This window comes from Nostoc sp. 'Peltigera membranacea cyanobiont' 232, from assembly GCF_002245985.1.
In the GTDB taxonomy this organism is placed as follows: Bacteria; Cyanobacteriota; Cyanobacteriia; order Cyanobacteriales; family Nostocaceae; genus Nostoc.
Genome location: NZ_NOLK01000096.1, coordinates 17,654 through 30,122, shown reverse-complemented (window position 1 = coordinate 30,122; position 12,469 = coordinate 17,654). Strand labels below are relative to the sequence as shown.

General features: G+C 40.6%; 16 protein-coding genes. 8 read left to right on the top strand and 8 right to left on the bottom strand.

Annotation, left to right across the window (positions count from 1 at the left end):
* Positions 1 to 92 precede the first annotated feature (92 nt).
* Positions 93 to 494, top strand: a complete 402-nt coding sequence (locus CDG79_RS26275) for a fasciclin domain-containing protein (protein ID WP_094344752.1) — start codon at positions 93 to 95, stop codon at positions 492 to 494.
* 201 nt (positions 495 to 695) lie between these two features.
* Positions 696 to 1,031 carry a hypothetical protein gene (locus CDG79_RS26270; protein ID WP_094344751.1) on the top strand — a complete coding sequence of 112 codons (336 nt, stop codon included), beginning with the start codon at positions 696 to 698 and terminating at the stop codon, positions 1,029 to 1,031.
* On the opposite strand, the gene CDG79_RS26265 is transcribed toward CDG79_RS26270, so the two are convergent.
* From CDG79_RS26265 to CDG79_RS26240, 7 genes are all read right to left on the bottom strand, one after another.
* Entirely contained in the window at positions 1,009 to 1,575 is a 567-nt protein-coding gene (locus tag CDG79_RS26265; RefSeq protein WP_189525140.1) for a GNAT family N-acetyltransferase, read from the bottom strand. The two genes, CDG79_RS26270 and CDG79_RS26265, sit on opposite strands and share 23 nt — an antisense overlap.
* Entirely contained in the window at positions 1,572 to 2,927 is a 1,356-nt protein-coding gene (locus CDG79_RS26260) for a UDP-N-acetylmuramoyl-tripeptide--D-alanyl-D-alanine ligase (protein ID WP_094344749.1), read from the bottom strand. Before CDG79_RS26260 ends, CDG79_RS26265 begins: the two co-directional genes overlap by 4 nt.
* Positions 2,928 to 3,220: 293 nt before the next feature.
* Entirely contained in the window at positions 3,221 to 3,667 is a 447-nt protein-coding gene (locus CDG79_RS26255; RefSeq protein ID WP_094344748.1) for a tellurite resistance TerB family protein, read from the bottom strand.
* A gap of 178 nt (positions 3,668 to 3,845) precedes the next feature.
* A complete protein-coding gene (locus CDG79_RS42795) occupies positions 3,846 to 3,983 on the bottom strand; it encodes a hypothetical protein (RefSeq protein ID WP_189525139.1) in 138 nt (45 codons plus the stop codon).
* Between the two features lie 309 nt (positions 3,984 to 4,292).
* A complete protein-coding gene (locus CDG79_RS26250) occupies positions 4,293 to 5,213 on the bottom strand; it encodes a histone deacetylase family protein (RefSeq protein WP_094344747.1) in 921 nt (306 codons plus the stop codon).
* A gap of 542 nt (positions 5,214 to 5,755) precedes the next feature.
* Positions 5,756 to 6,589 carry a metallophosphoesterase gene (locus CDG79_RS26245; protein WP_094344746.1) on the bottom strand — a complete coding sequence of 278 codons (834 nt, stop codon included), beginning with the start codon at positions 6,587 to 6,589 and terminating at the stop codon, positions 5,756 to 5,758.
* Positions 6,590 to 6,806: 217 nt separating this feature from the next.
* Positions 6,807 to 7,637 carry a metallophosphoesterase gene (locus tag CDG79_RS26240; RefSeq protein ID WP_094327859.1) on the bottom strand — a complete coding sequence of 277 codons (831 nt, stop codon included), beginning with the start codon at positions 7,635 to 7,637 and terminating at the stop codon, positions 6,807 to 6,809.
* A gap of 305 nt (positions 7,638 to 7,942) precedes the next feature.
* On the opposite strand from CDG79_RS26240, the gene CDG79_RS26235 reads away from it, so the two are divergent.
* Complete coding sequence (locus tag CDG79_RS26235) at positions 7,943 to 8,425, top strand: restriction endonuclease (protein ID WP_223278333.1); 483 nt, start codon at positions 7,943 to 7,945, stop codon at positions 8,423 to 8,425.
* Positions 8,426 to 8,608: 183 nt separating this feature from the next.
* Here CDG79_RS26235 and CDG79_RS26230 read toward each other — a convergent pair whose 3' ends face one another.
* Positions 8,609 to 8,881: a GlsB/YeaQ/YmgE family stress response membrane protein gene (locus CDG79_RS26230; protein WP_094344745.1), complete on the bottom strand. Its 273-nt coding sequence runs from the start codon at positions 8,879 to 8,881 to the stop codon at positions 8,609 to 8,611.
* A gap of 332 nt (positions 8,882 to 9,213) precedes the next feature.
* On the opposite strand from CDG79_RS26230, the gene CDG79_RS26225 reads away from it, so the two are divergent.
* From CDG79_RS26225 to CDG79_RS26205, 5 genes are all read left to right on the top strand, one after another.
* Positions 9,214 to 9,846, top strand: a complete 633-nt coding sequence (locus tag CDG79_RS26225; RefSeq protein ID WP_094344744.1) for a bifunctional 4-hydroxy-2-oxoglutarate aldolase/2-dehydro-3-deoxy-phosphogluconate aldolase — start codon at positions 9,214 to 9,216, stop codon at positions 9,844 to 9,846.
* 113 nt (positions 9,847 to 9,959) lie between these two features.
* On the top strand, positions 9,960 to 10,475 hold the full coding sequence (locus CDG79_RS26220) for a L,D-transpeptidase (protein ID WP_094344743.1): 516 nt from the start codon (positions 9,960 to 9,962) through the stop codon (positions 10,473 to 10,475).
* Positions 10,476 to 10,952: 477 nt separating this feature from the next.
* Complete coding sequence (locus CDG79_RS26215) at positions 10,953 to 11,492, top strand: L,D-transpeptidase (protein WP_094344742.1); 540 nt, start codon at positions 10,953 to 10,955, stop codon at positions 11,490 to 11,492.
* Between the two features lie 299 nt (positions 11,493 to 11,791).
* Positions 11,792 to 12,082: a type II toxin-antitoxin system prevent-host-death family antitoxin gene (locus tag CDG79_RS26210; protein WP_094344741.1), complete on the top strand. Its 291-nt coding sequence runs from the start codon at positions 11,792 to 11,794 to the stop codon at positions 12,080 to 12,082.
* The gene (locus tag CDG79_RS26205; RefSeq protein WP_094344740.1) at positions 12,066 to 12,461 is read left to right on the top strand and encodes a type II toxin-antitoxin system VapC family toxin; all 396 of its coding nucleotides are present in this window, start codon (positions 12,066 to 12,068) and stop codon (positions 12,459 to 12,461) included. The genes CDG79_RS26210 and CDG79_RS26205 overlap by 17 nt, the downstream gene beginning before the upstream one ends.
* Positions 12,462 to 12,469 lie beyond the last annotated feature (8 nt).

Here is a 12,469-nt window from a genome sequence, read left to right as displayed (position 1 = left end):
CCCCTGCCTCTTTTCCCCCACTCCCTATTTAATAAAACTTCAAATCGGTTTATTATCCTTTAAAATATTTTGCAGAAATTTAGGTAACATATATGGCTGATATTGTTGATATTGCAGTTACGGCTGAGTCTTTCAAAACACTAGTAGCGGCTGTAAAAGCTGCTGGTTTAGTAGAAACATTGAAAAGCCCTGGCCCCTTCACTGTCTTTGCGCCAAATGACGATGCTTTTGCCAAATTACCACCCGGAACTATCCAAACTCTGTTGCAGAATATTCCCCAGCTAACGCGGATTTTAAAGTATCATGTCGTTCCAGGAAAGCTGCTAAAGGCTGATTTGGCAGAACTCGGTACGGTTAATTCTGTGGAAGGTTCACCTATTAAAATTCATTCTTCAGATAGTTTTGAAGTTAAAAATGCCACAGTTTTAGCAGCAGATATCGAAGCTGATAATGGTGTAGTACACGTTATCGATACTGTGATTTTACCGGGTTAATTCAGCTAGGGTGGGCGTTTTCCACCCTATTTATCCAAAATCTTTATAATTAACTAACTATTGAGTAGTATCAAAACGCGACTCAATATTTTAATTTATGTTATGTTTGCAATGTGAGTACTCACTCATCTGTTAATATAAATTTAGTTATTTTAAAATAAATTAAGTTCCTAAAAAGCTAACATCTATCCCGAAAAATTAATGTTCGATTTTAACACCTTGGTAGAGTTCTCTTGTGGCAACTGCATAGGTATTTGTGCGTTTCTCGTACCAGCGAACTTACTTGTCACAATTTTAACACTGGGCCTAGTAGCCTTACGTCGCCCATCATATCAAGTATGGCAATCTGCTGGAATTGCCAGCTTTTTCGCTTCTGTAATGATCCTGCACGTATATACTTGGTTCATAGTTGGCGTGGTGATGGCTCCTACTTATATCTTGCTGTGGCTAGCAATAACGTGTTTGGTGACTAATTTGGGAGCAATTCTTTATCAAAGACGTTACAGTAACAGCCCTAACCTTTCCAACAACGTCTGAAATCTAGATTTTTCCATTCATGCTCAAGGATGGCATATAGCCAAGAGTCTCGCAATTCTCCCTTAAAATGGTGTTCTTGCAAATATCCTTCCTGCTGCATTCCAATTTTTTGCATAACTTGTGCTGAAGCAATGTTTTCTGAGTGAAAAGTCGCAAAGATGCGATGTAAGCCTAACTCCTGAAAACCAAAGGATAGAATTGCTTTTACAGCTTCTGTTGCATATCCGTTTCCCCAAAATTGCTTAGTAAAACAGTATCCAATAGAGCCTGTTTTATTATCAATATCCTTAACGGATATACGACAGATACCAATTAATTGATTTTGGGCTTTCACAGTCACTGCTAAGGCAAAATACCGACGGGGTTCTTCTCCTTGTAATGCAATCTCTCTTTGCAAAAATTTTTTGGTATCTTCTTCACAATTTGGGCCAAAAGTCAAATAACGCACAACTTCACGATCGCTAGCGTATTGATGAACTGCTGGCCAATCTGATTCTACAAAGTCTAGCAATATGAGACGTTCGGTTTCTAGCGGTAGATTCATTTGGGAAATTCTGCACGTAACTGATTGACAACCCGATCTAGCCCCACAGAATGGGCGGCTTTGAATAATAAACGATCGCCTGTTTGCACAAATGTCTTTAACCTAGCCACCAAATCGGTATGAGTTGCAAAGCACTCCGATGGGATACCTTCGGCACTTTGAGCGATCGCTTCGGCATCTTCTCCATCTACCAAAACCAACAAACCGTCTAAATTCAACTTTCGTACTGTTTCTCCCACTCGCTGGTGCAACTGCTGCGATCGCTCTCCCAATTCTTTCATTGCACCCAATACGGCAATCCTCCGCTTTCCGGGTGTGTCTGCCAATAATTGCAACGCTGCCATCATAGCTTCTGGTGCAGCATTATAAGTTTCATCTAAGATTACCACATCATTAGCTAAGTTAAATCGCTGCGATCTTCCTGTGGGCATATCTACCTCCACACCCGCTTTAAGTCCTGACCAATCAATCCCTAAAACCTTTGCCACCGCTAAAGCTGCTAAGAAATTAGTCGCATTATGACGACCGGGTAGCGGTAAGGGTAGTTGGATTCCTGCAACTTCCACCCTTTCGTTATCAATTAACTGTCCTTGAATATCCCCACCAGAAAAACCATAAGTTAAAACTTCTCCGTGCCAAACTTTTGCCGCCGTGGCTATTAATAGGGGATTATCGTGGTTGAGAATTGCCACACTATCAGCAGCCATTTCGGCTAACAACTCACATTTTGCCTCAGCGATCGCTTCTTCAGAACCCAGTAATTCAATATGTGCTGTCCCCACATTGGTAATTACTCCAATTGTTGGACGCGCTATTTGTGTCAGTTCGGCAATTTGTCCCCTACCCCGCATCGCCATTTCAATCACAGCGTAGTCATTTTCTGCACCAAGTTCTAGGAGAGTTTTTGGGACACCAATTTCGTTGTTGTAATTTCCATAAGTTTTGTGAACTCGTCCCTTTGTTCCTAAAACTGCGGCGATCAATTCTTTGGTTGTAGTTTTACCCACGGAACCTGTTACACCAATTACAGGAATATTAAAGCGATCGCGCCACCATCTAGCAATTTGCTGATATGCCTTGAGGGTGTCTTTTACCTGTAATACCGGTAAACCGGGATTTTCGTATTCAAAATCTACAATTGCAGCGATTGCACCCTTTGCGATCGCAATTGGCACAAATTCATGTCCATCAAATTTATCGCCCCGCAAAGCCAGAAATACTTCACCTGGCTTTAGGGCACGGCTATCTGTTTGTATACCGCTACTTACTTGTATTAAAGCAGTTTCAGATAAGTTTATTGGACTGGCCAAAAGAACTTCAAGCAGTTGGGTTAGGGTGGCAGAACAATGCATAAGTAATTTACAATTTAAAGTTCAAAATTAGAAAATCGAATTATGACACAATAGTGCATTGAACAACAAGATTTCAGGATTTACGCACTTAAAACCTGAACCCTAGATCCTCATTTTTTTAGAGGTTGGGGGATATCTTGTGCGTAATTTCTAGATTTGTGACTCTCCAAAAAGGCGCGAATCTAAGCCTAGTCACAATAACACCAAAAAGAGTGCCAAAGAAGCCTAACTTCTTTGGCACGCTTTCTTTATAAGCTATTTATATAGTTTAATTAAGCATATATTTTATTGCCCTATCCCCGGTTTTTAATTAAGATTACTTGCATAATTTGCATTGCTCTTTCACTAGAAATGCCTAATGCTTGATATAGATCGTTTAAGAAGTTTTTTTCTTCTTCTACCACAATCCCTTCAGCTAAGACGAAATCAGTGGCTACTGCAAAGGCTGCTTCCCGCAAGTCTTGAGATAGAGAATCTTTTGCTGCATTGAATAAAGCATTAAAACCATCCCCTTGGATAATGCCCAAAATTTTGTCAAACAGCTTATCCATCATTTCATGGGGATAACTTTTAAAAAGTTTCATCCGAGACAACACAAAAGTGATAAAATTTGCTTGCTCGACAGAAAGATAACCATCTGACGCTGTTGCCACCAAAACAATAACAGCAAAAGCTTCCGCAGGACTGAGTGCTGCTTGGGCTTCGCTTTCTGTGCCCAAAACAGCGTCGAATAGACTCATTATATTAACTCCTTGGTTAGAGTCCCAATAGCGTTACCGTCTTACCTATATGTTTGGTAGATTTACAGGTAAGACTGCAACGCTGTGAGACTTTCATGCTTTAGTATTCCCAAGATTTCTCCACGGCGAACACTTGCACCCAATGGTTTTGGTAAGAAGTACACTGCTATGTGTAAACTTAGCGTTCTTCTGTCTTTTCTATTGTTTCAATTACCGCCAAACCTATACCAGAAGCTGCTATTAACAGTACCACTGATATTAAATAGGAGTTTGTCAGCATCCGCAGGGCTTCATCGAAGAAAATATAGGTGGTCATTGCTTCACCTTTTGAACTTTGTGCTGCTAGTACTTTTTATTTCTCCACACCCCGATGGGTGAATTTCGCTGAGAAACTGCTAGCAATTGCATCTTAACAAAACTTTAGCTCTTTCAGAACATCCTTCAAAATTTTTATTTCAGAAGATTTGATGAACTTGAGAAAGAATGGCATTAGGCATTATTATTCTGCTCCTCTGCTCCTCTGCTCCTCTGCTCCTCTGCTCCTCTGCTCCTCTGCTCCTCTGCTCCTCTGCTCCTCTGCTCCTCTGCTCTTCCCTAGTCCCCATTTCAAGAAACCAAGGAAAGCTTAAACTAAACAGCGTTCAATTGTCGCTACAACTGATTGCGAAAGAGTCTCAAAGTCGTAACCACCTTCTAAGCCAAAGAGAATTTTACGAGTTATGCCTAGACAATAATCAGTAAATAAAGCGTAATCTTCTGGCTGCAAATTGATATTTGCCAAAGGATCTGCGGCATTGCCATCATAACCAGCGCTCACAATCAGTAAATCCGCCTGAAAGTTAGCTAAAAATGGTACAGCCTGTTTTTCAAAAAGTGGCTGATATTCTGCAATATCGCTACCAGGGCGGACTGGTAAATTTAATACATTATTATGAAAGCCGCGTTCTGTCGCTCTCCCAGTACCGGGATAGCAGGGATATTGATGTAAGGAACAGTAGGCGATGCGTGCTTCACTTTCGACGATCGCTTGCGTACCATTACCGTGATGCACATCCCAATCAAGGATAGCGACACGGTTAATTCCGGGTTGTTCGAGGGCAAATAATGCGGCGATCGCAGCATTAGAAAACAGGCAAAAGCCCATCCCCGCATCACTTTCTGCATGGTGTCCTGGGGGACGTGCTAGTACAAAAGCGGGATTAGCTGACTCTAACACGGCCTCAACACCATCCAACCATGCACTAACTGCCAACAAAGCCACATCATAACTACGAGGAGAAACTGGTGTATCTCCATCCAAAGGGCCGCCACCACTAGAAGCGATTTGCCAAAGTTTTTTGATATAGGCTGGGCTATGGGCCTTAACCAAGGAAGACATTAATGATGGCTGTTCTGATGTTGGTGTGGGCGATCGCCAGTCAATTTTATCTGCGAATGTAGCAGCTTTTAGGGCAGTTGCGATCGCACTTAAACGTTCTGGTTTTTCGGGATGGTATTTTCCAGTCTTGTGATCTAAAAATTCGTCGGAATAGATGACTGGCAGCATAGGACGAAAAAGCTTGGCAGCAAGACAATGAATGTTATTGTATCGTCACTGGCACAAAGAGTTTTCCCTTCTACTAGAACACCAGGTCGAAAAAGTTTAAGTTTCGTAAAGATGGATTGAACTGAATAAACATGATGCTAGATTAAGACCAAGGTACAAATCGGTTAAAAGTTACTAAAAACTTTCATATTAGAGCCTGTGCCTTCTGCTCTAGTAACACTGCGATCGCTCTTTTTGTTGTGGCATCCATTCAATGAATTTTGCCTTTAGTTCAATGAGTTGTTTTGGAGGTTTGAAGACGCACAGCCAGAAAATGCCTGCCTAGTTAGAATGTTGGGATGTGCAATTCTGAGTAGAGCGATCGCGAATACTATCCACCTTAGTTGAGTTACTTACTTCTGAATTCTCCAATCTTCAATAAACCGCCTCAAGCTGCTGATATTTATCCATCGTAGCTTCTGGCGGTTTCTGCTTTGAGTGTCATTTGTAATTTGTAATTTGTCATTAGTCTTTTATTTAGACCAATAACCAATAACCAATGACTAATGACTAACTAAGGTAATTACAGTCACTTCTGGCGGACAAAATAAACGTCCTGGTTTATAAGTTCCTAAACCCCTATTGACATATAGTTGATTTTTTTGCACCTTGTGAAACCCTTGCGCCCACTCCCAATATCGCACGACTTTCGAGCAGTCTCCTAGAAAAAATGTTACCCAACGCCGTAATTTTTTGGGAATTTGTTTGAGTAGCTTTTTATAATAAAATACTACAGGGCCAATGCCAGGAATGACGATATGACCGCCGTGGGTATGACCGGATAATTGCAAATCTACGCGCCATTGTTGTAGTATCTTCGCTGTATCTGGGTTATGGGATAAAACGATGCGGGGTGTAACAGAATCTAGTTGATTCATCACTAGTGCAGGGTAAAATTCCCGCGACCAATAATCAGCTAGTCCTACCAATGGTAATTCTTTTCCGAATGGATAGGCGATTTCATTCCAAAGTACATGCACCCCAATGCTAGTTAACGCCTGTGTAACTTCTGCTTTTGAATGGCTGTAATAGATATCGTGATTACCCAGCACAGCATAGATCCCACAGCGACTTTGCAGATGTTTGAGTCGATGCACCAATTGATGAATCGGTGTCGGATCGTCAGTTACATAGTCACCAGTTAACAGAATTAAATCCGGTTCAGCTTCGTTAGTAAGTGCGATCGCTTTTTCTAACATGTCTTCCGATAGCCGCAAACCATCGTAGTGAAAATCTGACAACTGCACTAGTGTTGTACCTTGTAAAGATGCTGGAAGTTCCGCAATCTTAACCGTGATTTTATCTACTCTTAAATGTCCCGTAAATAACCAATGCATAAGCCAACCGATACTCCTCATACCAGCGCTTACAGCTTACCAAAAATAAAAATGTAACTTGAGAAACTGCAATAATTTATGTCATATACTCCAAAAAGAATTAACTAATTAGCTTAAATCTAAAGATAGTCTAAGAAGACTTTGCCTTAGTTTGCAGGCATTCATTAGCCAAAATACCTGCTGCTATTCCGTTTTTTAATTTTGAAGTTTGAATTACTTACTCACCTTGTAGCGTGATGATAGTAACTTCTGGGCGACAAAATAAGCGTCCTGGGAGATAAGTTCCCAAACCACGATTGACATACATCTGATTTTTTCCGATGCGATGGAAACCCTGTGCCCATTCCCAATGCTTGACTACAGAAACATTTACTTCTAGGAATGGCACTCGACGGCGCACTGCTAAGGGGATGTTTTTTGTAATCTTGCTGTAAGCCAACGCCGCCGGGCCAAATCCGGGAATCACGATTTGACCACCGTGAGTATGACCAGATAATTGTAAATCAACTCGCCATGCTTGCAGTATCTCCGCAGTATCTGGGTTGTGGGATAAAACGATGCAGGGTGTGTCGGGGTTTAGTTGATTCATGACCGGTGCGGGGTAGAATTCCCGTGACCAGCTATCAGCCAGTCCAACAATTGGCAATTCTTTTCCTAGTGGATAGGCAATTTCGTTCCAAAGGACGTGAATTCCAATGCTAGTAAGGGCATCTGTAACTTCTGATTTGGCATTTTTGTAATGTATATCATGATTGCCAAGAGCCGCATAGATACCACTGCGACTTTGCAGATGTTTGAGTCGAAGTATCAGTTGGTGAATCGGTGTCGGATCGTCAGTTACGTAGTCACCAGTTAATAAAATTAAATCTGGTTTAGCTTCGTTAGTAACTGCGATCGCTTTTTCTAGCATATCTTCCGACAGCCGCAAACCATCGTAGTGGAAATCTGACAACTGCACCAGCTTCTTACCTTGTAACGATGCAGGCAACCCTGCAATGTTAACCGTCAATTCTTCAGTACTCAACGGCCCGGATAATAACCAGTGCATAAGACGTTCAATAAACTCTAATCATAGCGCTTACAGCTTAACCAAACATCGTTGCTTTGTGTGTATCGAGCAGTGCAACTTATTGAAAATTTTATTAAATCTATAGACTTTAGCGTATTTATACTTATTTAAATTAGACCTAACTTTGCTGTTATTTCACATCAGAGTATGGTGCATTTCTCTGAAAAACGGGGAGAGAGCGATTGATGTAACGTATATAAATCAACTATACGGTCAGGGTTTATTTCACTGGAGTATACTCTACTACATACGATTGCATCGAACCAAAACACTTAAAACTGTTTATGTCATCATTAGAGCCACAATTCATCCAGGATTTTACCCACTTTGAGCAGCACGTAGCAAAACTGATCCATAAAGCAGATTGGACTGTTGAAACTGCAAAGACCAATCAACCTGGCTACGATCTAGTAGTCAAAAAAGGAAACCTAGTAGGTGTTGTTCAGGTTAAATGGCTAAAAGGTAATGTAACAGCGCCACAGCTTTTAAAATTTGCTGACTTTTTAGATTCTGACGAAGGCAAAAAATTTAATTTTGGTTGGTTCGTAACCACAAAAGGATTTGGCGGCCCAGCATTGGCATTAATTAGAACCTGGGGTAAAGATACTAAAGTTCGCTGTGGGATTGCCCATGAAAACCCAGAAAATCCTGCAAGTCGATTAGCTTTTGATCTGGTTGGTGGAAGATGCTACCCACGTGAAGATTTTATCAACTTAGCAGATTATATTGAAAGAGAAGCTGGTATAGGAATTTTTAGAGCTAATTAAGACTTTTAATAAAATTTTACACTGAGCGATCGCACACCATTAAAACCCTAAAAATTTTTATTTATCAATAACCAAAAAAATAGCACCACCTTTATACCAGGCTGGCGCTATTTTTTCGATTCAATTCACGATAGTTAAATGAATTTCCTAAATTTCCTTCAGGCATTATCCGCGATTTTGCTTTTATACAGCACTGCGGTTGGTTATTAAATTCCACAGGAAAACTGCAACAATTGCACCAAGAACTGCTACTGCAATACCAGGAATACTGAGGGTCGGAGCTGCTAGACTTAATGTTCCTGTACTAAAAAAGACTCCTAAGCTACCGCCAACAAAAGCACCGATTATTCCTAATAAGATAGTTCCCAGGATTCCGCCGCCTTGATGACCGGGGTAGATAGCCTTAGCGATCGCACCAGCAATTAGACCTAAAACAATCCAAGCAAGAATATTCATTGTTATTAATTCGGTAAACGTTTTTCACTCACGAGTACATATTATCAATCTTAATCTTTTGATTCCATCTACCATCAGAATTAATCATGAATATCCATGAGGAATAGCTTAATCACAACTAGGTTTATTGATATTTGCCTCCACTGAGATAAAAAAACTCCTAGTAGGTCTTGAACTAGGAGCTTATTAAACTATTGCTTGGTAATTGCAGTATATGCCTTTTTACTTACCTCTCTCCTCTACTAGAAGAATTAAGCTAAATTTTCAGAGACTGTCTCTAAAGTAATGTAATGTTGCAAAATCAGGCGACTAATCCTTAATTTCCACTTAAAATGCCCAATCAAATTTGGTTATCACAGTTGCAAAGACATAGAGCGATCGCAGTCATCCGCGCCCCTAAAATCGAAGTGGGACAAAAAATAGCAATGGCTGTAGCATCTGGGGGAATGCAGCTTATTGAGATTACCTGGAATAGCGATCGCGCTGGAGAATTAATCAGTCAACTACGCTCAGAATTACCAACCTGTACTATTGGTACTGGTACGTTATTCAATGTCCAGCAGCTACAAGAAGCGATCGCATCTGGGTGTCAATTCCTCTTCACCCCCCATGTCGATCCCGTAATGATTCAAGCAGCGCAAGAAAAAAATGTGCCTATCGTACCAGGAGCGCTGACTCCTACAGAAATTGTCACCGCCTGGAGTCAGGGCGCTAGTTGTGTAAAAGTGTTTCCCGTACAAGCAGTGGGAGGGGCTGATTATATCAAAAGTTTGCAAGGGCCACTAGGTCAGATTCCCTTAATTCCTACTGGCGGTGTCACTTTGGAAAATGCCAAAGAATTTTTGCAAGCAGGAGCGATCGCTGTCGGTTTGAGCGGTGATTTATTTACCAAAAAGCTTGTCACAGAGGGAAATTGGGAAGCGATCGCATCTAGGGCAAAAAAACTCATGCAACAGTTAGGTTAAATTAGAATCAAATCATCAAAAATTAACGTCTATTAAAGTAATGGATAAGGAAATAAAAGTGAAACCTGATAAGTTTCTCAATACCTGATGATTTGAGTGTGAGTGTATCTAAAATGAAAAGACTTATTTATTCTGACTGGGTGCGTCGCTTAAAAATACTCCTTACTGGTACAGCACTTTCTTTAAGTGTTTTTACTACTACTGGAACAAGTGAAGTTTGGGCAAATTCCAAAGATCAAATGATTGCACAAACAATCCAGACATTACAACAATCAGATCAGCGTTGGATTCAAATTGATCTTTCAAAGCAACGCTTAATAGCTTGGGAAGGTGACAGAGTGGTTTATGGAAGTGCAATTTCCTCTGGCAAAAAAGCTACTCCCACTCTTGTTGGTACTTTTAAAATTCAATCTAAGTTCAAAACTACGCGGATGCGCGGAGAAGACTACAACGTTGACAACGTTCCTTATGTGATGTTTTACCAAGGTAACTACGGTATTCACGGTGCTTACTGGCATAAAAGATTTGGCACTCCAGTCAGCCACGGCTGTGTGAATCTCTCACCTAAACATGCAAAATGGCTATTCGAGTGGGCATCCATAGGAACACCAGTAGTCATCCAGAAATAGTAGCTGGAGCAACCATAAGGCAATTTAGATAAAATCATTAATAACAATAAATCAAGACAATTGAGTGATTCCCAGCAATATTTTATGCTGGGAATCTTCGGAGTCGGAATTAATGGATTTGAAATAAAATATATAAGAGGGTATTCATCCCAAGTTTGGATTTTAGATTTGGGATTGAGGATGAAAAGTCTTTTCCTAATTTGATATTATCCGCTTTCCCCCAAATAAATAAGCGTAAATCCTGACAATTCCTGTGTGAAACTACAAATGCAAATATTAATTTGGGAAAAATTTGCATTGACGCATTTAGATTACAGATTTTTTTGTAAAGGTTGTTCTTAGTCATTAAAGAATTACTAAGAACCAATGACTAATTAGATGCGGATTAGTTTAGGACTTGTTTTGAAAAGTATTAGCGGATGAATTGCGTAAATCCTTCACTTCATGATTTTTGCGTACTTTAGAAGGTCAGGCATAATGCAATTCTGGATTCGCAGTGGTGGGATTCGTTCTTCAAAAACTTTTTGTACAAGCGTGGCGTTGGTGGTAGTGACTTTATTTTCGTGGTCAGCACCGTTAGCAGGCGATCGCCACTCTACTACAGCTATAGCTGCGTCAGTCGATGAAAATGGCATCACTGAATTTAATCTCAGGCAAACATCCCAACCTCGCTGGATTGAAATTGACCTGTCAGAGCAACGGTTACGTGCATGGGAAGGTAAAAAACTTGTTTATTCATACCGCATTTCTGGAGGGAAGCGATCGACTCCCACACCCATAGGTAGATTTCGGATTAATTCTAAGTATCGCACTCATCGAATGCGAGGCAAGGGCTACAATATTCCTGACGTTCCTTACACAATGTATTTTTACGAAGGCTATGCCATCCACGGTGCTTACTGGCATAATCGTTTTGGCACTCCAGTCAGCCACGGTTGCGTGAATTTACCTGTTAAGCAAGCACGCAATGTTTACAACTGGGCTAGCTATGGAACCTTAGTAGTGGTGCATAAATAATTCGTAATTCGTAATTCGTAATTCGTAATTCGTAATTAAGGTAATGATGAATTAATCACTGCTCAATTCTTTCGTTCATCTATGGATAGGTGCTTTAACTCTGTGAATGCACCTGTCCGTAGATACTGCTAGACTAAAAACACATCTTCGAGGGATTCAGGAGTCATGAGCTACTCAACTACTTACCCTGGAAGAGTTTCTGAAGCTTCCAGAAACAAAGCCTGCGAGTGAATATGTTAAAATTATAGACATGATTTATATCTATAATAGACATGATTATGAATAAAAGAGGTAGGGGAATGAACTGGAGAATTGCTGAAGCGAAACAGAGGTTCTCTGAACTGATTCATGCTGTCACAAAAGAACCGCAACTCATTTACAACCGAAATCAACTGGTAGCTGTTGTTGTTGAAGCTGAGATATTTGAAGAATTTTTGACGTGGCGCACGCAGCGCGAAAAGATTTCTCTAGGTGATATTTTTAAAGAACTACGTCAGATAGCTAGCGAAGAAGATTATATCCTCGAAGTACCCTCCCGCCAAGACCGTCCCACCCCTTTTGCTGATGCGATCGATGACTTTTCTCTGTGACACTAACATTATCAGCGAATTAGTAAGACTCCAACCTAACTCTGGTGTACTGAAATGGGCAGAAAGAGTTTCCTCAATAATTCTGAGTGCAATCACCGTTGAAGAAATATTTTACGGATTGACATTTAAGCCCAACCCTAGAATTCAAATATGGTTCGAGAGCTTTTTGGAAAATAACTGTCAAGTATTGCCAATCACCATTGAAATTGCCAAGCGCTCCGGCGAATTGCGAGGTCAACTAAGATTAAGTGGGAAAACACACACCCAAGCAGATATGATGATTGCTGCTACTGCTCAAATTCATCAATTGACCTTAGTAACGCGCAATATCCGGGATTTTGACGGTTGCGGTATCCCACTTTTAAATCCTTTTATTTAAACGCGCAG